The organism is Rhodoligotrophos appendicifer, from assembly GCF_007474605.1.
Taxonomy (GTDB): Bacteria; Pseudomonadota; Alphaproteobacteria; order Rhizobiales; family Im1; genus Rhodoligotrophos; species Rhodoligotrophos appendicifer.
Window position 1 is genome coordinate 409,996 of sequence record NZ_VHKL01000002.1, and the last position, 22,012, is coordinate 432,007.

Annotated in this window: 16 protein-coding genes and 1 tRNA gene; 7 read left to right on the plus strand and 10 right to left on the minus strand. The window is 63.3% G+C overall.

The features are described 5' to 3' along the window. Positions 1-15: 15 nt before the first annotated feature. Entirely contained in the window at positions 16-534 is a 519-nt protein-coding gene (locus tag FKM97_RS06000) for a transporter suffix domain-containing protein (protein ID WP_144291472.1), read from the minus strand. A 191-nt stretch (positions 535-725) separates the two neighbouring features. On the opposite strand from FKM97_RS06000, the gene FKM97_RS06005 reads away from it, so the two are divergent. Further along, positions 726-2,522, plus strand: a complete 1,797-nt coding sequence (locus tag FKM97_RS06005) for an adenylate cyclase (protein ID WP_205014764.1) — start codon at positions 726-728, stop codon at positions 2,520-2,522. Between the two features lie 115 nt (positions 2,523-2,637). Here the strand turns inward: FKM97_RS06005 and FKM97_RS06010 are convergent. After that, positions 2,638-2,714: transfer RNA gene (locus FKM97_RS06010), tRNA-His, on the minus strand. 101 nt (positions 2,715-2,815) lie between these two features. Continuing rightward, complete coding sequence (gene phaP, locus FKM97_RS06015; protein ID WP_144291473.1) at positions 2,816-3,820, minus strand: TIGR01841 family phasin; 1,005 nt, start codon at positions 3,818-3,820, stop codon at positions 2,816-2,818. 325 nt (positions 3,821-4,145) lie between these two features. On the opposite strand from phaP, the gene FKM97_RS06020 reads away from it, so the two are divergent. Together FKM97_RS06020 and FKM97_RS06025 are read left to right on the plus strand one after the other, a co-directional pair. Next, the gene (locus FKM97_RS06020) at positions 4,146-6,992 is read left to right on the plus strand and encodes an ATP-binding protein (RefSeq protein WP_144291474.1); all 2,847 of its coding nucleotides are present in this window, start codon (positions 4,146-4,148) and stop codon (positions 6,990-6,992) included. 123 nt (positions 6,993-7,115) lie between these two features. Next, on the plus strand, positions 7,116-9,548 hold the full coding sequence (locus FKM97_RS06025; RefSeq protein WP_144291475.1) for a hypothetical protein: 2,433 nt from the start codon (positions 7,116-7,118) through the stop codon (positions 9,546-9,548). 20 nt (positions 9,549-9,568) lie between these two features. On the opposite strand, the gene FKM97_RS06030 is transcribed toward FKM97_RS06025, so the two are convergent. After that, complete coding sequence (locus FKM97_RS06030) at positions 9,569-11,524, minus strand: acetoacetate--CoA ligase (protein ID WP_281290076.1); 1,956 nt, start codon at positions 11,522-11,524, stop codon at positions 9,569-9,571. Positions 11,525-11,749: 225 nt separating this feature from the next. Between FKM97_RS06030 and FKM97_RS06035 the strand changes: the two genes are divergently transcribed. The 4 genes from FKM97_RS06035 to FKM97_RS06050 all read left to right on the plus strand — a co-directional run bounded on the left by FKM97_RS06035 (position 11,750) and on the right by FKM97_RS06050 (position 15,486). Next, positions 11,750-14,053, plus strand: coding sequence for an AsmA family protein (locus tag FKM97_RS06035; RefSeq protein WP_144291476.1), 2,304 nt, complete (start codon positions 11,750-11,752; stop codon positions 14,051-14,053). Positions 14,054-14,159: 106 nt separating this feature from the next. After that, positions 14,160-14,615 carry a molybdopterin synthase catalytic subunit MoaE gene (gene moaE / locus FKM97_RS06040; RefSeq protein ID WP_144291477.1) on the plus strand — a complete coding sequence of 152 codons (456 nt, stop codon included), beginning with the start codon at positions 14,160-14,162 and terminating at the stop codon, positions 14,613-14,615. A gap of 78 nt (positions 14,616-14,693) precedes the next feature. Beyond that, a complete protein-coding gene (locus FKM97_RS06045) occupies positions 14,694-15,146 on the plus strand; it encodes an SRPBCC family protein (protein WP_144291478.1) in 453 nt (150 codons plus the stop codon). Beyond that, positions 15,127-15,486 carry an ArsR/SmtB family transcription factor gene (locus FKM97_RS06050; protein ID WP_144291479.1) on the plus strand — a complete coding sequence of 120 codons (360 nt, stop codon included), beginning with the start codon at positions 15,127-15,129 and terminating at the stop codon, positions 15,484-15,486. Before FKM97_RS06045 ends, FKM97_RS06050 begins: the two co-directional genes overlap by 20 nt. Here the strand turns inward: FKM97_RS06050 and FKM97_RS06055 are convergent. The 6 genes from FKM97_RS06055 to msrQ form a co-directional block, all read right to left on the minus strand. After that, complete coding sequence (locus FKM97_RS06055; RefSeq protein WP_144291480.1) at positions 15,483-16,988, minus strand: TrkH family potassium uptake protein; 1,506 nt, start codon at positions 16,986-16,988, stop codon at positions 15,483-15,485. The two genes, FKM97_RS06050 and FKM97_RS06055, sit on opposite strands and share 4 nt — an antisense overlap. Before the next feature lie 84 nt (positions 16,989-17,072). Beyond that, a complete protein-coding gene (locus tag FKM97_RS06060; RefSeq protein WP_144291481.1) occupies positions 17,073-18,137 on the minus strand; it encodes an ABC transporter ATP-binding protein in 1,065 nt (354 codons plus the stop codon). A gap of 13 nt (positions 18,138-18,150) precedes the next feature. After that, positions 18,151-18,939, minus strand: coding sequence for an ABC transporter permease (locus FKM97_RS06065; protein WP_144291482.1), 789 nt, complete (start codon positions 18,937-18,939; stop codon positions 18,151-18,153). Next, the gene (locus FKM97_RS06070) at positions 18,936-19,838 is read right to left on the minus strand and encodes an ABC transporter permease (RefSeq protein WP_144291483.1); all 903 of its coding nucleotides are present in this window, start codon (positions 19,836-19,838) and stop codon (positions 18,936-18,938) included. The genes FKM97_RS06065 and FKM97_RS06070 overlap by 4 nt, the downstream gene beginning before the upstream one ends. A gap of 255 nt (positions 19,839-20,093) precedes the next feature. Next, entirely contained in the window at positions 20,094-21,179 is a 1,086-nt protein-coding gene (locus FKM97_RS06075) for an ABC transporter substrate-binding protein (RefSeq protein WP_246104973.1), read from the minus strand. A gap of 217 nt (positions 21,180-21,396) precedes the next feature. Next, positions 21,397-22,011: a protein-methionine-sulfoxide reductase heme-binding subunit MsrQ gene (gene msrQ, locus FKM97_RS06080; protein ID WP_144291485.1), complete on the minus strand. Its 615-nt coding sequence runs from the start codon at positions 22,009-22,011 to the stop codon at positions 21,397-21,399. Between the last annotated feature and the right edge of the window lies 1 nt (position 22,012).

Sequence of the window (22,012 nt, forward strand, 5' to 3'; positions counted from 1 at the left end):
GGACATGTCTGCGTCCTAACGGGCGTCGGCGGTGTCGACGACCCGCGCGGTCCGGATGAACAGCGCCCGCATCTTCTCCCAGAAACTGGAGCCGAGGACGAAGAAGCTGGCGATCAGCATGACGTCACCGAGAAGCTGAAGCTGCCATAGATTGGGCCGCAGGCCTGGCCAGATGCTATCCACATACGGCTCCAAGAACGACGAGAGCAGCGGCAGGCAGAACATCACCAATCCGATGCGGTAGCGCAGCGGGCTGACGGTTTCAGGAGCCAGGCCCCCCACATACCCGAAGACGAGGCCCTTGAGCTGCTGGAACCCGGCCTTCCCCATGATCGCGATCACCGCGAGAAGCAGTATCTTGTTGGTGATGAACAAGCCGCCCGTCAGAGCCGCAATCGTGCTTCCCGGGAAATCCATGACGACGGCGAGAGGCAGCAGAAGCCACAAGGCGAAGGCGAGGATGAAGACGACGATCCCGAGCTTGAAACGCCAGCTCAAAGTCTCGACGTCAGCTGCACCTCCGATTGAAGACATCTCTTGGCTCCTCCCCGCATGCCGAAAGGCGCCGGTGTTCCTGCCCGACGGAAAACCAGCATCTCCTGCGAACAGCATATGATACAGTCGTGCGAAATTCAGCATCCGGAGTGTAGCTTACAGTAGCACACTGCGGTCTGAGGGGGCGGAGCCGTAATCGCTGGTGAACCCGGCACCCGTGGAAGACGCTTATGCTCGATAGGCCAGCGATTGTAGATCCCGAAGAAATTCGCGCGCAGCTAAGGCGCATCCTCGAGAGCGCGACCTTCGACGTCCCCGGACGACTCCGCCATTTCTTGCAGTATGTGGTGGACGAGACGCTGGCCGGGCGCGCCAACCGCCTGAAGGCCTATTCGATCGGCATCGAGGTCTTCGACCGAAGTCAGAGCTTCGATTCCCAAAGTGATCCCGTGGTCCGCGTCGAGGCCGGGCGCTTGCGGCGTGCGCTCGAGCGCTACTACTTGATGTCTGGTGCCACGGATCCGATCTTGATCGAGATCCCAAAGGGAGGCTACACGCCACGTTTCACCCTGCGGGCCGCCTTCGCCGATGATGAGGCAGCCCTGCCCAGTGTCGTCGATCGTCAGGAGCCCAGTCGTTTCCCCAGACAGCAGCGGCTATGGGCGGTCCTCGCGGTCATGGTTGTGGCCATTGGCGTCGGCGGCACTTACGGGTATCTCCGATCCGCAGCGTCCGGTGGCTCGCGCGCCCTTCCCGAGTCGCCCGCCCTCGTCGTGGCGCCTTTTATCGATCTTGGCGGCAGTCCAGACACGAAACTTTACGCCGCCGGACTCACTGAAGAAATCCTCAGCCAACTCGCACGGTTCAGGGAATTGACCGTGTTCGGCCGGGAGACCTCCGCCACTGTGGATCCGATGGTCGATCCCCTGGACCTGCGGTCGACGCTTGGGGTGCGCTTTGTGGTCGAAGGTGCCGTGCGCAGCAGCGCAGACAGGCTCCGGGTAACAGCCCGACTCCTCGATCTCGACAGCAATGCCATCCTCTGGTCGGAGACATACCACGAGGATCTCACAACGCGTGATCTGTTGACGATCGAACAGGACGTCGCCCAGAAGGTGGCAACTGCGATCGCCCAGCCCTATGGCACCATCTTTCAGGCCGGGCGAGGGCAGGCACAGCAAAACGCACCTGAAGATCTCGAAGCCTATGGCTGTACTCTGCGGTTTTACAGCTATCGGAGCGAGTTGAGCTCCGCTACGCATCTGGAGGTCCGAACCTGTCTGGAAGAAGCTGTCGCCCGCTATCCCGACTTTGCCACAGCCTGGGCAATGCTCGCCTACCTCTCCCTGGATGAGGACCGGTTCGAATTCAATCCACGCGGTGGCCAGCCGTCAGCAGCGGAGCGTGCGCTCCGGACCGCAAGGCAGGCGGTCCGCCTCGATCCCACCAATGTCCGGGCGCAGCAGGCCCTCATGACAGCTCTGTTCTTCAACCAGCAGACCGCAGACGCATTTCGGGTTGGCGAGGCCGCCTTGAAGCTCAACCCTAACGACACCGAGTTGTTGGGCGAATATGGAAGCCGCGTTGCACAGGCAGGCGATTGGGCTCGCGGCGCCGAGCTCATCCGGCAGGCACTCGCTCGCAATCCGGGCTATTCGGGATTCTACGACGGAGTGTTGGCGCTGGCGGCTTATATGCAGAACCAGCAGGAGGAAGCGCTCAGCCTCATTCGGCGCGCCGACATGCAAAAGTTCCCGATCTATTTCGCTGTCGCGGCCCTGATCTATCACGAGGTGGGTCTCGTGGAGGAGGCGACCGCCGCTCGCGTGCAGTTTCTGAAAATGCGCCCGCATTTCTTCGACGACCTAGACGCCCAGCTGATCAAGCGAAGCTTCAACCCTCAGGACCGGGCCAAACTGGCTGAAGGCGCCCGCAGAGCCGGATTTCCGGTGCTGGCAAAGCCTCTGTCGCCACCGGCCCCTGACCTTTTGGCTCTTCCTGCGAAAGTCTCGGACGGCGCCCCGTAGCAGCGGCGCGATCGGCGCGGCCCGGCGCTCCTAAGGGGCCCGCGTCTACTCGCCGCGGTCGCCCCGGAGACTTGAGGCACATGGCCCCTCAACGAAGCGGAATCCTTAAGGAAAATGGTACAGCTGGCCTGGCTTGAACAGGCGACCTCCTGATCCACAATCAGGCGCTCTAACCAACTGAGCTACAGCTGCATCGCGATTTGCGCGCAAAATAGGCGCTCGTTTCGCTGTTGGCAAGGCGCGATCGGCAAGAGGCGGGATCTCGTTATGATGCGGATCCCGCCAGTCGCTTCTTAGCTGCGGCGGGCGCTGCGAACCTGCTCCAAGGAGCGGATCACATTATCCTGCAGAGGCTTGCGCGCCTTGTCCTGAAGCCCCGTGGCAAGGCCTGCCAATTCCCGCCCCTGAGTCGTGAAGCTTTCGACGGACTGCTTCAGAAACTCCTGCTGGAGCGCAATGGCCTGAGGCACATCGCGGACCGTCATCATCTTGCGGAAGAATTCCAAACCCGTGGCCATGTTCACCTGGGTGAACTCCATGAGCTTCTTCTGCATCTCGCCCATGCCGCCCTGCCAGCTCTGGACCGAGACATCGAAAGCGCGCGCCTGATCATCGGACAGGCTGCGGATCTGATCGACGGCCTGGGTCGCCTTGGCCTTGCTCTGCGCCACGACCTTGTCGACCGCCGGGTGAGGCATCCGTGATTCACCGCTTGCCGTGGGCATCGGGGTCTTCACGGCCTTCTCAGCCAGCTTCATCGTCCCGCTGGTGGCCTTGGCCAGGGTTTCGCCCGTCGCCTTGCTCATGGTCTCGGCCGGGCCGGCAACAGGCTTGGCAGACGTCCCTGGCTTCGCGGTGGTCTCTGGCTTCGCGGCGGTCTCTGGCTTCGCGGCGGTCTCAGACTTCGCAGCCGTCTCAGACTTCGCGGTGGTCTCTGACTTCTGAGCGGCCTGCGGCTTTGCGGCGGTGTCGGGCTTGGTTGCGGCAGCGGTTTTTTCCGCGGCCGGTGCCGACGACTTGGAGGCGGACGCATCGGCATTGGATGCGGCGGTCGTCGACTTCGCTGCTGCAGTATCCGCCTTCAGTGTGGAGGCCTGGGGCGTGGCTGCTGGCTTGGCTGCGGCGGAACTCGAATGCGAGGCCACGGGAGCGGATCTCACCTCGGCGGTCTTCGCCGATGCCTTGACCGTCTTGCGCGGGGCTGCACGCTTGGCCGCACGCTTGGCGGGGGCGGGGATCTTCGCTGTCTTGGCTTCGGTCTTCGGTGCCGTGGAGGCGCCCTTGTCAAGCTCTGTCATGGGATTTCCTTTGTCATGTCCGCCGCAGGAATCATTGAAACGCACGCGGTGCGGCGTCCTTCGTCTGCGTTTGGCTTTAACGCCACTATACGGCCTTTAATGTTGCAGTGCAACAAAAGGTTCCATTTTCGTCTGTGCCTGGCTTACGGCACCCGCGTGTTAACGAAGAAACCCAGGAAATGTTGGGCGTCCATGATTTGAGCACCTTTTCCATTGATAGGAGGACAAGAATCATCCGTATCTTGCGGCTGTTAAAGCGACGGACATAGAGTTCGGTGAGAATGAACTCAGACACGGGCGAAGGGCCAGCCCGGGAGATTTAGTGGTGACCAGAGGGGGACGAGCGAATCTGGAGGCCTTGTCCGAGGCGACCCAGCCGGCTTGGCTGTGGGACGGCCAGCGGGCGCGGATCGTCTGGGCCAATGCGGCTGCCATCGCCTTTTTCGGTGGTCACTCCCTGTTCGACCTCATCGACCTGCGCTTTGAGCCGCGCGAGCCTTCCGTGCAGCGGCTCGCCGCCCTGCTGGACAGCCTTGCACCTGGCCGGGAACAGGACGAAATCCTCCGCTTCGCCGCAGGGGTGACGGGCCAGCCGATCGCCTGCCGCTGTCACTATCATCGTCTCGCCGATGGGCGGCCCGGAATCCTCGTCGTCGGCCTTGCCGAGCCCGAGCCCGTCCATGATCCGTCGGCGCCGGCCGATGCCGTCATGGACGCGCTGCCCCAGGCGGTGATGATCTTCGACGGCGAGGGCGGCCTCCTGCGGGCCAATCGGCCGGCCATGGATCTCTTTCCCGGCGCCCGGCGGCGCGACTTGGCCGCTTTGTTCGACGAGGAGCGCAGTGCGACGCGCTTCCTGGAGCGGGTAATGTCCGCGGGGATTGCAGGAGAAGTGCGGGCCCTCGATACCACTTTCGGCATGCGCGACATCCGTCTCGAGGCTCGCAAGCTCGAGGCCGTGGGGGCCGAACCGCAGCTCATGCTGGTGTTGGAGGACGTGGCCGAGCGCCGTGCATTGCAGCGCCAGCTCGAGGACAACGCCGCGAGGCTTACCGATTTCGTCGCCGCCAGCGCCGATTTCACGTTCGAGCTCGATCCCGAACTGCGCTGGATTTCCGTCAGTGGCGGCTTTGCGGAGGCGACCGGCACGGCTGCCGGCGACGTTCTCGGGCTCACCTGGGAGGAGGCCGCCCGCCGCTTCGGCTATGATGTCCAAGGCACTCTGCACGGCGCCATGGAGCAAGGGCAGGCTTGGCGCGCCATCGTCGAGTGGCAGGGTCCCGTCGGTCCGTCGACCCTCTGTCTGAGCGCGGTCGCAGTGGCAGGCGGCCGCGGCTATCGCGGCATCGGGGCCGTCGCCCGTTCGCAGAGAGGGGTGCCCGCCGAGAGATCCGCCGATCAACCCGCAGCGCAGTCGGCCGTCGTGGAGGAGCCCGTTGCGGCTCCTGCGGCAGCACTGAACGAGGCGCCGGTCCAGCCTACAGCCTCAGCCCAGAGCATCGCCGAACCCGCTTTGCTGGACGCGTCCGAATCCACGGCGGCAGACCCTGAGGCCCCCTTGCGGACTTCCGCCTTGGCTGCGGGATCGGCGGAACGCCGCCAGCTCAGCGAGGCGGATGCCGCCGCCTTCGAGAGAATTGCCCGCAGCCTGGGCACCGTGGCGCGCGACATCAGCGCGGTCAGGCCAGCGGGGTCAACAACCACGCCCCAGGAGTCCGCATCGGATCGGGTGGTGCAGGCTGCTCAGGCGCTGGTCGACAGCATCGATCAGCCGTCGCTGATCCATCGCGAGGGACGCGTCCTTGCCGCTAATGCGGGAGCCGCACAGGTTTTCTCTCATGACAGCGTCGAAGCCCTCCTCGCCATCGGTCTCGACGGACTGCTGCCGGGATGGCGCGTGCGCGGCGAAGAGGCCTGCGTCTCGACCGATGACGGTCGCGTGGCGCCGCATTCGATCACCGCGAAGACCCTCGATCTGCCGGATGGACAGGTCCGGCAGCTGATCTTCACGCCCCGCAGCGCACCCTTGCCGGAGCGGGAGGCCGGCAGCGAAGGCTGGACGCCGAAGGACGATACGCTGCGGGCCATCCTGGAGACGGCAACGGACGGCATCCTCATGCTCGAGCGCGACGGCTGCATCCGCAGCTTCAATGCCGGAGCGCAAGCCATTTTCGGCTGCGAGCCGAGCGCGGCCGTCGGCCGTCCCTTCGCGGAGTTTCTCAGCGCGGAGAGCCGCAAGACCTTCAAGGATTATCTCGACGTCATGACGGAGGGCACTCTGTCGCCCATCTTCAATGATGGTCGCGAGATCACCGGAGTGGAACGTCAGGGAGGCGAGATCCCGCTGTTCCTCACCATCACCCCGGTGGCGGAAGGCCATGGGTTCTGCGCCGTGCTGCGCGACATCACCCATTGGAAAAAGGCTGAATCCGATCTCCGCGCCGCCAAGGATGAGGCTGAGCGGACGTCGGCGCAGAAATCCGAGTTCCTGGCCAATATCAGCCACGAGCTGCGCACGCCGCTGAACGCCATTCTGGGTTTTTCCGAGGTCATGAAGTCGGAGCGGTTCGGTGCCATCCGCAACGAGAAGTATCTCGGCTATATCGGCGACATCCATGCCAGCGGCGAGCATCTGCTGAGCCTGATCAATGATCTGCTGGACCTGTCGAAAGTGGAGGCCGGCAAGCTCGAGCTCAACTTCACCGCCGTCAATCTCGTGGATGTGGTGGACCAGGTGGTGCACATCATGCAGGACCAGGCGCGCGAAGCCCGGGTCTTGATGCGGACCAGCATCCCGGCGGACCTGCCCTTCGTGGTCGCCGACCAACGGTCCATGCGGCAGATCATCCTCAACCTCCTCTCCAATGCAGTGAAATTCACCGAACCCGGCGGCCAAGTCATCGTCTCGCTCGTCATGACGCCCGAGGGGGAGGTGAAGCTCCGGGTCAAGGATACCGGGATCGGCATGACCGAGGAGGAGCTCGTCGATGCGCTCCAGCCTTTCCGCCGCATCGAGACCAAGCGACGGAGCAGCGGCGGCACCGGGCTCGGCCTGCCGCTGACCAAGGCATTGACGGAGGCCAACCGGGCGGGCTTCACCATTTCCAGCCGACCCGAGAGCGGCACCATGGTGGAAATCACCTTCCCCACCACTCGCGTCCTGGCGGAGTAATCCGTCCGCGCCGGCCGTCTTGATGGACGTGCTCGGCACCTTTTTCTCGACCTTCATGCGCTTCGGTTTGGCCGCAATCGGCTTCTACCGGGATCCCCGTCGCAGCCCGTCGGAAGGGATCTCATGGTGCCCCAGAAACCCCAATTGACACTCGATCTGCCCACCGCCGGCTTCGAGCGGACGTCCATCCTCGCCGCCCGGGCGATGGCGGCCCGTCAAACCATCGGGAGCGATGCCGCCCGCAGCAGCGATGCGGCGATGATCGGCCATGCCAATACGATCCATGCCCGTGGCGCAGACGCGGGGGCGAGTGCGGCGGAGCGGCATGCCTCGCAGGCTCTGCTCGCCCGAGAGGCGGCGATCTGGGCGCGCGCAATGAGCGCCGAGACCCTGACGCCCGAGGATCAGGTCGAGGGATATCTGTCTCTCTGGAGCATGGCGCTGACGCCCATGACGTCGCCGCAGTTCGAAACGCGGGAGGCGATTGCAGAGCGATGGTCGCAGGCTCACATCAGGACGGTCCCCCGATCGGAGCCCGTCAGCGGCAGCGGCGGCGAACTCGGCCTGTATTCCGGGTTCGGATACAGGCCGGCACGGACCGATGCCGAAATGGAGACCTTGCGTCTTGCCCATAAGTCCATGCTGCTCGCCTTCGGCACCTTTAATGGCCTCGACCGGGCCTATTACAAACAGTTTGCGGATTATATCGAGGATCAGGGCCCGCAATTCTCCAAGGTGTTTGCCTGGCAAGAGGCGCAGAGGGCCGGGCTCAGCTGGGCGGACTATGCCAGACCCGTGGAAGCAGCCTGGACCATTCACCGCCTGACGGGGCGCTGGCCGGAGGCGGACGACACAGCGGCCGATGCGCGCCAGGCCAACATCCTCTCGGTTCTCGCAAGCAGTGGTGGCGGCGGCTCCATGGGGGCCTGGCACAGCGATGCCTTCGAGAGCGTCTTCAAGAGGCCGCCCTTGCGCGCACCGATCGAGGAGGATGAGACGGGGACCGCCTATCTCTACAAGGATTCCACAGGTAAATTCGGTCTCGTGCGCCCGGATGGCTCACTGCATCGCTACGAGACGAGCCCGATCAGGGCCGATGGTAGCATCGACCCAGCAGCGATCGGGCGTGCCATGGGATCATTCGATCGGGTCGTCTGGCAAGATCTGGAGACCAGCAGGCGGACCGGTGCCGAGGAGAGAGTATCCACCCTTCTCGCAGACGGAGCCGCCAATCATCTGAGGCTGAAGCTCCTCGCCTGGAAGGAGTCCGGCTATGATCGTCATGGTCTGGAGACAGTGCTCCGTGCGGTCGTTCCCTTCTATGGCAATATCGTCGATGCCGTGAATGATCCCTTGTCGAAGGTGGATGTGCAGAGCCTGGTGATCGACGGCATCGATCTGGCGGTCACGCTGGGAACGGCGGGTGCCGGCATCCTCAGCAAGCCCGGCTTCGTCGCCGCCAAGCTCGGCATCAAGGGACTGACGGGTGCTGCCAAGGCGAGCGCAATCCTCAAAATCGCCGTCGAGCATCTGGCGACCAGGGATTCGGCCGTCCTCTTAGGCAAGGGGCTCGCGGATTTCGTGGTTCCCGTCTCCTCGGTGAAGGACATCGTCAAATCGGCATCCTCGGAATTCTTCCATCATGGGGACGCCGTCCTCAAACCCCTGGGCGCGGGCGCTACAGGGGGTAGTGGCCTGGCGGCCAGTGAGGTGAGAGCCTACACGCCGAAGGACATTGACGACATTGCCTTCATCGACGAGAGCGTATCCGATCTCGTGCCGGCCAGAGCTCCGGAGGAGATCATCGCCGAAGGAGCCGTCCACCCCGTAGAGGCTCCCGCCGCGGCAGGACGAACACTCACCAAGCACGGCTATATCGGTCCAGAGCCGTACACCCGGGAGGTGTTCAATCACAATGGCCTCAAGACCTATGTGGACCGCCACGAAGAGTTCATGAAGCCGGCGGAAGAGCTGCCGAAGAACGCCAATGGGCTGCTGGTGCGGGACGATTACGAACTGCTGTTCCGGGCGGATACGCGCTCACCGGAGGATATCGTCATGGCCGGAGGTTTCGAAGGCTCATATCACTTCTATTATGACCGGATGACCGATGAGATGGCGCTGATCACCAGCGCTTCGGTGGACGGGGCTATGACCCATGGCCGCGCCGGTGAGGCTTTTACCGGCAATCGGTATTTCTACTATGCGATCGAGGCCAAAGGCCGGCCCGCCGTCTCGCTCAATGAAAACGCCCTCAAAAATGCAGAAGGGCTGGCGAATTTCCGGGAGGTCGATCCCGTCTATTTCAGGGCGGAACCGCGCCAGGGTGTGGACACGTATTTCGGTGAGACATGGAAAGTCGACGAGGTGCATGTCGAGGGCGCCATCCCCTTCGACAAGATCTATGTCTTCGATGCGAGCCATCCCGGTTGGAACAAGAAGCTCTCTGATCTCAACAAGCAGGGCGAGCTGGGGGCCTTCGGCTATCCGCTTGCGGATCTGCCGGAGGCCAAGCTCGCGCCGTCACCTGAGGAGTTTCTCTGGTTCGCCGCCTGAGCTGAGCCGCCGACGCAAGCTCAGCCCTGCAGCTCGGCCAGATCCTTATAGAGGTCCAGCGCCTCGGGGTTGGCGAGGGCCTCCTTGTTCTTGACCTCGCGGCCATGGATCACGTCGCGCACCGCCAGCTCCGTGATCTTGCCAGATTTGGTGCGCGGGATGTCGGAGACGGCAATTACCTTTGCCGGCACATGGCGCGGCGAGGCGCCGACCCGGATCTGCGTCTTGATGCGTTTGACGAGTTGTTCGTCCAAGGCCGCGCCGTTGCGCAGCCTTACGAACAGAACGACGCGCACGTCGCCGTCCCAATCCTGGCCGATGGCGATCGCCTCCAGCACGTCCGGGATCTGCTCGACCTGGGCATAGATCTCCGCCGTGCCGATCCGCACCCCGCCCGGATTGAGGGTGGCATCGGAGCGGCCATGGATGATCATGCCGCCATGCTCCGTCCATTCGGCAAAGTCACCATGGGTCCAGATGCCCGGAAACCGGGCGAAATAGGCATTGAAATATTTCTCGCCGGTGGGGTCGTTCCAGAACATCACCGGCATGGAGGGGAAGGGGGCCTTGCAGACCATCTCGCCCTTGCCGCGCGGCATGGGCCGGCCCGCATCGTCGAAGACATCCATGGCGTTGCCCAGGCTCGGGGACTGGATCTCGCCTTCATAGACGGGCAGCAGCGGATTGCCGCTGACGAAGCAGCCGCAGAGGTCGGTGCCACCGGAGACGGAGGCCAGATGGATGTCGGGCTTGATCGCCGCATAGACGAAGTCGAAGCTCTCGGGCGCAAGCGGGGAGCCGGTCGAGTACATGGTCCGCACCGTCTCCAGCCTGTGGGTCTCGATGGGCCGCCAGCCGGTCTTCTTCACCGCATCGATATATTTCGCGGAGGTGCCGAAATGGGTCATGCCGACCTCGTCGGCATAGTCGAAGAGCACCCGCTCGGAAGGCGCGAAGGGCGAGCCGTCATAGAGGATGAGGGTGGCTTCGGACATGAGACCCGACATCAGCCAGTTCCACATCATCCAGCCGCAGGTCGAGAAATAAAACAGGCGGTCACCGGCCTTGATGTCGCCGTGCAGCTTCTGCTCGGTCAGATGCTTGAGGATGATGCCGCCGGTGCGATGGACGATGCATTTGGGAACGCCGGTCGTGCCGCTGGAGAACAGGATGTAGATGGGATGGTCGACTGGGAGCTGCGCGAAATCGATCTCGCCGGCCGGGTCGTTTCCAAGGAAGTCGCCATAGACGACCGCGTGGGGAAGCTTCTGCGCTGTGTCTGAACCGCGACCGAGATAATCGATCACCACCACCCGCTCGACCGTCGGCAGATGCTGCAGGACATGGTCGACCTTGTCGGAGATGTCCAAGGCCTTGCCGTTATAGTAATAGCCGTCGCAGACGATCAGTACCTTCGGCTCGATCTGGCCGAAGCGGTCGAGAATGCCGCGCTCGCCGAAATCGGGTGAGCAGGACGACCAGATCGCGCCAATGGCCACCGCGCCCAGAAAAGCGACGGCGGTCTCGGGCATGTTGGGGACGATGCCCGCCACCCGATCACCCGGCTGCACGCCGGCTGCGCGCAGCGCGCGCGCCATGCGTGCGACGCTCACATAGAGTTCATTCCAGCTCAGCTCGCTCCTGGCCTTGTCCTCGCCGCGGAAGATCAGGGCCGGCGTGTCGTCGCGCCGGCGCAGGGCATTTTCGGCATAGTTCAGCCGGGCATCGGGAAAGTAACGGGCGCCAGGCATCTTATCGCCGTCGATGAGGACCCGTTCACCCCGAACGGAGGCCCTCACGTCACAGAAATCCCAAACCGCATTCCAGAAATCATCCTGCCGCTCGACCGAGAAGCGGTGGAGAGCATCGTAGTCCGTCAGCCGGAGGCCATAGCGATCGTTTACATCATGGATGAAGGCGGTCATGCGGCTGCCATCCTTGCGCGCGGCGGATGGTGTCCAGAGGGGTTGCTGCAACTCACTTCTCCCTAGGGGCCTGGATTTTGGCCGCACCATAGGGGCTGGGAGCAGCGACCCCAAGTGTTTTTCGCCCAGCCTGCAAAACATCTGGCCACGTGTGTTCAGGCGGAAGAATGGTAAATTGATCCGACCGAATCACTAGGCCCGGCCTGTCGCAAAAGCGCCGCACCGTCGTCGCATGTTGCGCGACACCACCGACCCATTGAAGAGGAAGCGGCCTTCGTGAAAAGCCTGCTCTATATTCTGCTCGGCATCGTCGGGCTTGCGATCGTCGCCTTCATCGCGTTGCCCTTCGTCATCAGCCCGGATTTCGTCGCCCGCAAGGTCGCCGAAGCGGTAAAGGAGCAGACCGGCCGCGAGCTCATGCTGGGGGATGAGTCCAGCTTCTCATTCTATCCCGACCTCGCCGTCGAGCTCAACGACGTCACCCTGACCAACCCTCCTGGAATGGCGGCCGGCAACCTCTTGCTCACCGACCGACTGCTGGTGAAGGTCGCCCTGATGCCTCTCCTGTCGGGGAATGTTGACGTCGAGGAGTTCATCGTCGAGGCGCCGAGGCTCAATCTGCTCATCGACGGCCAGGGTCACAGCAATTGGGTGCTCGATGCCGCGGCCGCCGACAAGCCGCTGGCGGAGGTGGAGAACCAGGAACCTGCAGACGGGATCGACGTGCCTCAGGACGTTCCTGACTCAGTCGCCGTGCCCTTCGACAGCATCAAATTCGCCCCCATCGAAATCCGGAACGGGGCCCTCCGGTATCTGGATGAGCGCAGCGGCACGAATTTCCTCGCGGAAGATGTAAACCTCACCTTGCATCTGGCGGATCTGACCTCACCCTTCGGTGCACGCGGCTCGCTCATCTGGAACGGTCAGAGGATCACTCTGGATGCGAATTTGCGCCAGCCGGCGCAGCTCGCCTCGGGCTCGTCGTCGGCCGTCGATGTCACCCTCGATTCGCCGCTGCTGAATGCCGGCTATGAGGGCCAGATCTCCCTTAAGGACGGCATCTCGCTTGCCGGGGTCATTGCCCTCAGCACACCCTCGCTGCGGGATTTCGCGCAATGGGCAGGGCAGAAGCTCGCTCCCGGCAACGGCCTCGGCGCTTTCCGGGCCGACAGCGCCATCGGCCTCCAGGGCCAGACGCTGACCCTCAAGGACGCAAAGATCGCGCTTGATGGAATGAACGGGCAAGGGACCGTTCGGCTCGAGCTGCAAGGGCCCCGGCCGAAGATCATCGCGACACTCGGCGTCGACCGGATCGACCTCAACCAATATCTCGGCGCCGCGGCCCCACCTGCCGGGCAAGGGCCCGGTGCGCCTGCGATCGCGGCAGGCTGGAGCAGCGAGCCCATGGAACTCGCCGGCCTCAAAGCGCTCGATGCCGACCTCACGCTGAATGCCGGCGGCCTCCTGTTCGATACGGTCAAGGTGGATGCGGTCAGCATGAAGCTGCTGCTCGAAGCCGGCCTGCTGGAGACGCGCCTGACAAACGCCTCGCTCTATGGTGGAACCGCCGTGGGCAGCGTGCAGATCGACGGGTCCAAGCCGGTGCCGACGCTGCAGATCGCCATGAGCGCGAATAATTTCGACGGCTATTCGCTATTGCGGGATTTCTCAGGGCTCGACCGCGTAGAGGGCCAGGCGGCGGCCAGCGTCCAGGTCTTCGGCACCGGCCGCAGCCAACTGGACCTGGTCTCCACGCTGCGGGGCAAAGTGGCCTTCCGCTTCACCGACGGGGCGGTGCGCGGCGTCAATCTGGCGCAGATGATCCGCAACGTCGCGACCGGGGTCGTCGATGGATGGCAGGGGGATAGCCAGCAGCTTACGGATTTCAGCGTCTTCGAGGCCAGTTTCGACATCGAAAACGGGCTGGCGGCGAATAACGATCTCAGCCTGCTGGGACCGCTGGTGCGGGTGACGGGGGAAGGCTCGATCGATCTGCCGACCCAGAGGCTCGACTATCGGATCGACCCGAAACTGGTCGCCACCCTGCAGGGGCAGGGGAGCACAAAGGATCTCGAAGGGTTCAATATCCCCATCGTGGTGAAGGGCCCCTGGAACAAACCCCGGATCTATCCGGACATCGAGAACATCCTGAAGGATCCCCAGGCGGCCTATAAAAAGTTCAAGGGGCTCGTCGCGTCCACAGGAAGCCTCGATCTGGGTTCGGGCAAGAAGGCCGCGCAGGACGTCCTCGGCAGCGGCGTCGAGGGCATCATCTCGGGCCAGGCGGGGGAGATCCTCGGCAGTGACGAAGCCGGTGCCGCTCTGGGCGCCACGGGAAAGCAGTTCCTGGATGGGCTGATGGGTGGGGCCAAGCCGGAAGAAGGCACTGCTCAGGCGCGCCCTTCTGAGCCGATCCCCGCGGCTCCCGAGGCAACCGGCACAGTATCGGAGGCGCCTGCCTCCGGTGTCGAAACTCCTGCGCCGCCCGCGGCTCCGGAGCCTTCTCCGCCGGTTGCGGCGCCGGACCCCGCGCCCGAAGCCGGTGCCGGCAATCCCGTGGGCAAGGGCGATGCTCAGTAGCGGTGTTCAGCCTCGCGGTCTGTTCTGCCTTCATCGTCGGATTCATATGTGTCAGTCTGGCTGAGCCCCGCCTTGCTCGGTCTTTGCGGGTTCAAATGCGGTCGCCATGATCAAAGTGCAGCAGGAGCCCTTCGATGTGGGGCAGGAGCTCAGCGCCCTGAAGGCCGGCAACACGGCGATCGGAGGCATTGCCCTATTCGTGGGCACGGTACGCGACCGCTCCGACGGTGCCGGCGTCTCGGCCATGACCCTGGAGCATTATCCGGGCATGACGGAGAAGGCGCTGGCCGACATCGAAGGCGAGGCCTTGCAGCGCTGGCCGCTTGAGGCCTGCCTGGTCATCCATCGCTATGGGCGGCTCGAGCCAGGCGAGGATATCGTGCTGGTCATCTGCGCCGCGGAGCATCGCGAGGCCGCCTTCGCCGCCTGCGAGTTCCTCATGGACTGGCTCAAGACCAAGGCCCCGTTCTGGAAGCTGGAAGCGCAGGGGGAGGAGACCCGCTGGGTCGAGGCGCGCGAGAGCGATGCGCAGTCGGCCGATCGTTGGGATCGGAAGAGCTGACGCATCCCTCATCAAGCAACAAAATGGTTGCTCTTTTAGTCTTGCAAAGGCAGATTAAAGGCAACCAGGAGGTTGCATATGAGCGACTGCATCGAAAAGTCCATAGAGATCAAGGCTTCGGTGGCGCGTGTCTGGAGGGCGCTGACCGATTACAAGGAATTCGGCACGTGGTTCCAGGTCGCCCTGGAGAGCCAGTTCGTAGCGGGACATCCGGTTCGCGGGCGGGTGACCTATCCGGGCTTCGAACATGTCACGTTCGAGATCCACGTTCAGGCGATCGAGCCGCAGACTCTGTTCTCCTTCACCTGGCATCCCTATGCGGTCGATCCAAAGATCGATTATTCCCAGGAACCGCAGACGCTCGTCGAGTTCAGGTTGCAGCCCATGGAGAGCGGCACTTTGCTGTCGGTGCGGGAGAGCGGATTCGACCGGATCCCGATGGAGCGGCGGTTCGAAGCCTATCGCATGAATGAGGGCGGGTGGGCCGAGCAGATGGGGAACATTCAACGCCATGCCGAGTCCGGAGCCTAGGGACATCCAAGACGCAAGACCGCCCGCGGCCATCTTCGCGGCCCTTGGCGATGAGACGCGGCTCACCCTGGTGGGCCGGCTGGCGCTCGGGCAAGCACAATCGATCGCTCGCCTGGCGGAAGGGTCGACGTTGACCCGGCAGGCGATCACCAAGCATCTGCAGGTATTGGAGGGGGCAGGGCTGGTTCATCATCTGAGGGTCGGCCGGGAAAGCCGCTACCAACTCGATCCCGCGCCGCTCAAGGCGGTTCAGGCCTATATCGACAGGGTCTCCGGCCAGTGGGACGAGGCGTTGATGCGGCTGAAGCGCTTCGTGGAAGATGGATCGGATCCAGCCTAACGGCGCCACAGGCTCGGGTCGAACAGGACCAGGATCGTGAAGAATTCCAGTCGCCCCAGCAACATGGCAAAGGCCAAAAGCGCTTTGGCCGTGTCGGGCAGGGTCGAGAAATTGCCGGCGGGGCCGATGGTCTGTCCCAATCCGGGTCCGACATTGGTGAGGGCCGTGGCGGCTCCCGTGATGCTGGTGGTGAAGTCCAGGCCAAGCGCCGTGAGCGCCATGGCGATGACCATGAAGCTCGTGAACAGGATCGAGACGAAGGCGAGCACCGCAACCGGAACGTCGTCGCCAATGGGTCGCCCATCATAGATCGCCCGGTGAACACGGTGGGGGCTGATGAGGCTGGCCAAGTAGCCCCGTGCCGTCAACCACATGATCTGAATGCGGAAGATCTTAATTCCGCCCGTGGTCGAGCCGGTGCAGCCGCCGATGAAAGTCAGGACGAAGAAGGCCCCCAGAGCCGGCGCGCCCCAGGAGGAGTAGTCGCCATAAGCAAAGCCGGTGGTCGAAATGACCGACACGATGTTGAAGGAGACTTCCGTCAGCACCGCAAAGAACGAGAGCTCGTGGCTCGCATAGCGCCAGGCGCTCATCCCGATGATGAAGAGCGCCACGATCCCGAAAAAGCCCTGGACCTGAACATCGCGCCAGATCGCCCAGCTGCCGCCCCGCAGGATTCGGATATAGAGCACGATGGGAAGGCTGCCCAGAAACATGAAGACGGTGGCGACCCACATGGTGGAGGGGTTGGTATAAAAGCCGAATGAAGCATCATGGGTGGAGAAGCCGCCTGTGGCGACCGTCGACATGGCATGACACACGGCATCGAAGAGGGTCATGCCGGAGATCGCGTAGGAGACCATGCAGGCCAGGGTGAGGAGGCCGTAAGAGGCCGCGATGTACCGGACCAGCTGACTTGCCCGCGGTACGATCTTGTCGGAGCGGTCGGAGCTTTCGGTGTGGAAAAGCTGCATGCCGCCAATGCGCAGGAACGGCAGGATGATGATCGCCATGACCACGATGCCGATGCCGCCCAGCCAGTTCAGGATCGAGCGCCAGAGCAGCAATCCCGGCGGCATGTTGTCGAGGCCCACGAGGACCGTGCTGCCGGTGGTGGTCAGGCCGGAGACCGATTCAAACCAGGCATCGACCAGCGACAGGTTCTGACCCACGAGCATGAAGGGGACGGCGCCGAAGATGGAGACCGCGCCCCAGGTCGCGGCCGTCACAAGAAAACCCTCCCGGCGGGAAATGCCGCTGTTCGCCTGGCGGTCGCTGACCAGCGTCAACATCGTCCCGAAAAAACATGTGATCAGCGCGGACAGGGCAAAGACCTGCCAATCGCTATGCCCGGCGGCAAGATCGGTGGCGACGGAAGGCAGCATGAAGATGCCCAGCCCGATCAAGATGATGCCGACCACGAACATGATTCGCCGCGGGTCGAGCACGTTCGCACGGCGTTCGGTCAAAGCGGCGCGAACCGCTGCGCGGTTCCCCGGCATGGGAGGAGGCGAAATCATCGACGCCATTATAGAGATGGGTCGCGGCGGTGTCGTCGATGATCAGGGCGTAAACACAAGGACTGCTCAAGCGTGCTCTAGAAGCTGCAGATCCTCGGGCAGGAAGCTCACGGTCACCGGCTGGCCGCGATCCGGGGGCGGGGCGCTCGGCGAGTTGAACGTGTCGAGAGAAACGAGGTTTTCCTTGAACCGCACCCGGATGCGGACGATGGATCCGAGGAAACTCACCTCTTCGATCGTGCCGTTCAAGCTGTTGCGCCCTGGTTCCGACTGGCCAAAGGCGATCGCCTCGGGCCGCAGGGCAAGGGTGCGCGTGTCGCCCGGCTTGGCCCCCTCGAAGGAACCGCTGACGGCCAGTTCCTGATCGTCGATCGTCATGCGTCCGGTGGCAGGGTCAACCACCTTGCCATGGAGGATGTTCAAGGTGCCCACGAAGGAGGCGACGAAACGGGTACGGGGATAATTGTAGATCTCGAAGGGTGTGCCGACCTGCTCGATGCGGCCTTCGCTCATGACCACGATGCGATCCGACATGGACAGCGCTTCTTCCTGGTCATGAGTCACATAGATGGTGGTGATGCCGAGCTCGCGCTGGACGTTGCGGATCTCCTCGCGCAGAGACACGCGGATCTTGGCGTCGAGGGCGGACAAGGGCTCGTCCAGCAGCAGAACCTTGGGCTTGATCGCCAGGGCGCGCGCCAAGGCCACGCGCTGCTGCTGGCCGCCGGAAAGCTGGTAGGGATAGCGGTCGCCGAGAGTGGGCAGGCCGATCAGCTTCAGCATCTCCGCCACCCGGGGCGCGATCTCGGCGGTGGGGCGCTTGGCGACTTTCAGGCCGAAACCGACATTGTCGGCGACCGTCATGTTCGGAAACAGTGCGTAGGACTGGAAGACCATGCCGATGTTGCGCTGGTTCGGCCTGAGGTCGGTCACGTCCTTACCGTCGATCAGGATCGTGCCCGCGCTCGGCGTCTCGAAGCCCGCGACCATCCGCAGGGTCGTCGTCTTGCCGCAGCCGGAGGGACCCAGGAAGGACACGAACTCGCCCCTCTCGATCGAGAGGTCGACATTCCGGACCACGGTGTTGGCACCATAGGATTTGCGCAGGGATCGAATTTCGAGGAACGCCATCACATCAATCCTGTCACTTGTCCGGCGTCATGCCGCGGGTGCCGCGCCCGAAAATCTGGATGAGACCTATGCAGGCCCAGGTGATGACGAAGGCAATGATCGCCAGGGCCGCCGGTTCATAGGCCCGGTTGGCACCGACCAGCTGCAGATAGGGCCCGAAAGCGGGACGGTTGAGGAGGCTGGCCAATGTGAATTCGCCGATCACGATCGCGAAGGTGAGGAAGGCGCCACTCAAGATCGCCACCCGCACATTGGGGAAGATCACCTTGAAGAGAATTGTCGGCCAGCTTGCCCCCAGGCTTTCCGCAGCCTCGGTCAATGTGCGGATATCGATGGACCGAAGACCGGAATCGACGGCGCGATACATGTAAGGCAGCGCCAGGGTCACGTAGCCGAAGGTCAGCAGGAGGTCTGTCGCCCGGGCGCTGGAGGTCATGGGCAGCCAGGAGGAGGAGTTGTAGATGCGCAGATAGCCGAAGACGATGACGATCGCCGGGATCACCAAGGGCAGCAGGGTGATGAATTCGACCACCGGCCGCAGCCGCGGCAGGCGAAGCCGGATCCAGTAGGCGGTGGGCACCACGAGCAGCACGCCGATCAGGATGGTCAACAGCGCTAAAGTGGTCGAATAGAGGAAGCTCTTTTGGAACCCCGGATCGGCCAGCACCACCCGATAGGCCTCGAAAGAATATTCGCCGCGCTTCATGCGCATGGAAAATTCCAGGGTCGAGATGAGAGGCACCAGGAAATAGAGCGCGCCGATGGTGACGGCAATCCAGGAGCCGAGGCGGGAGCCTTTCATCGGAGCCACTTCTCGCTGCGCGCCCGGAGCCAGATGTAAAGACCATTGGAGGCGCCGGTGATGAGGATCATGCCCATGGCCAGGGCATAGCCGAGATTGGGGTCGTGGAGCACGTCGCCGCGGATCTGGGCATAGAGCAGGATGGTGACGATGTTCAGGGACGATCCGGTCAGGGCATAGGCCGTCGCCACCGCGCCGAAGGAGTTCGCAAAGAGCAGCAGCGTCGTGCCCAGAATGCTTGGCCAGAGGATCGGAAGCGCCACATAGCGCCAATATTGCCAGGTGGAGGCTCCGAGCGTGGAGGAGGCCTCGCGCCATTCCTTCTTGAGCCCGTCCAGCGCCGGGGTCAGGATCAGCACCATCAACGGGATCTGGAAATAGAGATAGGTGAGGGTCAGGCCCCAGAAGCTCAAAAGGTTGAAGCCGGTGGAATAGATGTTGAAGCCGAGATAGGTGGTGAGCAGCCAGGTGACGAGGCCGGTCCTCCCCAAGGTCGCCAGAAAGGCGAAGGCGAGAGGAATGCCGGCGAAGTTCGACGCGACGCCCGAAAACGTCATCAGGGTCGGCCGCAGCCAGGCGGGCAGATTGCCCAGCACCACCGCATAGGCGAGTGCGAAGCCGAGAATGGCGCCCACGATGGCCGAAGCCGCGCTGATCTTGATCGAAATCCAGTAGGCGCGGAGGATCGTGGGCTGGAACAGACGGAAGAAGTTGTCGAAAGTGAAGTTGCCCGCCGGATCCTGGAAGGCCCCGACCACCAGATCAAGGGTCGGCCAGATCAGGAACAACACGGCGAAGGTGAAGAACGGCACCACGCCGAGCCACGCCCAGGACAAGGGCTCCTTGCGGAGCCCAAGTCCGGAAGCCTGGATGTCTATTGTCTCTGACGCCTGAGCCATGACGCGCCTTAAGGGAGGATTGCCTGGAGACTGGGTATCTCGTCATCCCCGGCCTCTTCTCTTCGTCCGTCCCCCACCCCTCTCAGTCATCCTCGGGCTTGACCCGAGGACCCAGGACTGGAGGGGGAAGGGGTCCACCGCTTGGCCCCTGTATCCTCGGGTCAAGTCCGAGATGCCGGCATCACTCACAGATCACTGCGAGACCAAAGGGGCCGCTTCCCTGGAGCGGATTGCCTTCGCTCTCGCCGCCAAGCCTTACTGCACGCTCGCGCCGACGACCGTGTCCCATTGCTTGGTGATGACTTCCTTGGACTTGTTCTGGTCCTCGACGCTCGGGAAGACCGCCGCCTTGTAGGCTTCCGCCGGCGGCAGCTTGTCGAGCATCTCCTGGGGAACCTTGCCCTTTTCCACCAGATCGTTGAAGCGGATCGGGTGGCAGTAGCCCTTCAGCCAACCGAGCTGGCCCTCGTCGGAATAGAGATATTCCATCCACAGTTTGGCGGCATTGGGATGGGGTGCGAAAGCTGAAATCGCCTGGACGTAGACGCCTGCGACAACGCCGGATCTCGGCACGATAACCTCGACCTTCGGGTTGCCCTTCAGGGTGTCGCGATCGGCCAGGGCGTTATAATCCCAGCGGATGACGATGGGGGTCGAGCCCTGCGCCAGGGAGGCCGCCTTGCCGATGACCGGCACGAAATTGCCGGCCTTGTTCAGGTCGGAGAAGAATTTCAACCCGGCCTCGGCGACCTTCGCGGGATCCGTCTCACCGGCCGCCAGGCCTGCGGCATAGACGGCCTGGATCGCCTGGTTGGAGGCGCGCGGGTCGCCGGCAAGGGCCACCGCATTGGCGTAGTCGGACGCCAGCAGATCCTTCCAGTCGGCCGGCATCTTGGTGACGATGTCGGCGTTCACCTCGAAGGCGAGCACGCCGTAATAATCGCCATACCAGTAACCTTCGGCATCCTTGGCGCTGTCGGGAATGCTGTCCCAGGTCGCCACCTTATAGGGTTGGATCAGGCCTTCGGCCTTTGCGGCGGGTCCAAAGGACAGGCCGACATCGATGACGTCGGGCGCCTGCGGTCCGGTGTTGCCCTTATTGGCCTTGATCGCCTCGATCTCGTCGCCGGAGCCCGCATCGGGGTTCAACTCGTTGATCTGGATGCCGTACTTGTCCTTGAAGCCCTGGATCAGCGCGCCGTAGCCGCACCAGTCATGGGGCAAGGCGATGGTGGTCAGCTGGCCTTCCTTCTTGGCCGCCTCGATCAACTCGGCCGATTGCGCAAAGGCCTGTCCGGTCACTGCCCAGACGGCCAGTAATGATACGGCGGCGCGCAGCATGGATGTTTTCATCGAAGTCTCCCCTAGTGGCGCCCTCGGCGCCTGCGTTTGTTGCGGCTATCACGCCCGGATGACGGATCCGTGTCAATCGGACTCTTGGGCTAGCTTGTGACGGGCCTCGGCAACGCTCAGCCTTGCCTGAGGCTTGCTCGAGCACGGGGATGTGACAGGTTGATGACGAAGTCTGGGCGCCGCCTCATCGGAATGTGCCGAGACGTCAGCCGCGGGGATTGGGCTGGGCCACGACGCGCCTGCGGCTGCGCCGTTTCGGCAGCAGACGATAGAGGAGCAGGACCGCGATAATCCCCGCATAGACCAAGGGCTCCGGCGGCCAGGATTTCACCGCGAGAATGAAATGCACGGCTCCCAAGGCGGCGGCGAGATAGATCAGGCGATGCAGCCGCCGCCAATTGACCCCCAGCTTGCGGATCGAATAGCCATTCGAGGTGACGGCGAGGGTGGTCAGGATCACCAGGGCCGCCATGCCCACGGTGATGAAGGGCCGTTTCACGATGTCGGCGCCGACGGCCGCCAGATCGAGGGACTGGTCGAGGATCAGGTAGGTCGCGAAGTGGGCCGCTGCATAATAGAAGGCCAGCAGTCCCAAGGCGCGCCGATAGCGGATCCAGTTCAGTCCGATCAGGTCGCGGATCGGCGTGATCAGGAGCGTCAGGATCAGGAAGCGTAGCGCCCATTCGCCCAGCGTATGCTCAAGCACCTTCACCGGGTCGGCACCGAGCTGGTCCACGACACCCAGATAGAAGGTCCATAGCCCCGGTTGGAGGCCGATGACATAGACCAGCCAGTTGATGATCCTCGGAGAGAGCCGCACG

What these genes read in the sequence shown, in the direction of transcription:
- FKM97_RS06000 (WP_144291472.1), bottom strand. Translation starts at nt 534, where the DNA reads ATGTCTTCAATCGGAGGTGCAGCTGACGTCGAGACTTTGAGCTGGCGT.
- FKM97_RS06005 (WP_205014764.1), top strand. Translation starts at nt 726, where the DNA reads ATGCTCGATAGGCCAGCGATTGTAGATCCCGAAGAAATTCGCGCGCAG.
- phaP (WP_144291473.1), bottom strand. Translation starts at nt 3,820, where the DNA reads ATGACAGAGCTTGACAAGGGCGCCTCCACGGCACCGAAGACCGAAGCC.
- FKM97_RS06025 (WP_144291475.1), top strand. Translation starts at nt 7,116, where the DNA reads ATGGTGCCCCAGAAACCCCAATTGACACTCGATCTGCCCACCGCCGGC.
- moaE (WP_144291477.1), top strand. Translation starts at nt 14,160, where the DNA reads ATGATCAAAGTGCAGCAGGAGCCCTTCGATGTGGGGCAGGAGCTCAGC.
- FKM97_RS06045 (WP_144291478.1), top strand. Translation starts at nt 14,694, where the DNA reads ATGAGCGACTGCATCGAAAAGTCCATAGAGATCAAGGCTTCGGTGGCG.
- FKM97_RS06050 (WP_144291479.1), top strand. Translation starts at nt 15,127, where the DNA reads ATGCCGAGTCCGGAGCCTAGGGACATCCAAGACGCAAGACCGCCCGCG.
- FKM97_RS06055 (WP_144291480.1), bottom strand. Translation starts at nt 16,988, where the DNA reads ATGCCGGGGAACCGCGCAGCGGTTCGCGCCGCTTTGACCGAACGCCGT.
- FKM97_RS06060 (WP_144291481.1), bottom strand. Translation starts at nt 18,137, where the DNA reads ATGGCGTTCCTCGAAATTCGATCCCTGCGCAAATCCTATGGTGCCAAC.
- FKM97_RS06065 (WP_144291482.1), bottom strand. Translation starts at nt 18,939, where the DNA reads ATGAAAGGCTCCCGCCTCGGCTCCTGGATTGCCGTCACCATCGGCGCG.
- FKM97_RS06070 (WP_144291483.1), bottom strand. Translation starts at nt 19,838, where the DNA reads ATGGCTCAGGCGTCAGAGACAATAGACATCCAGGCTTCCGGACTTGGG.
- FKM97_RS06075 (WP_246104973.1), bottom strand. Translation starts at nt 21,179, where the DNA reads ATGCTGCGCGCCGCCGTATCATTACTGGCCGTCTGGGCAGTGACCGGA.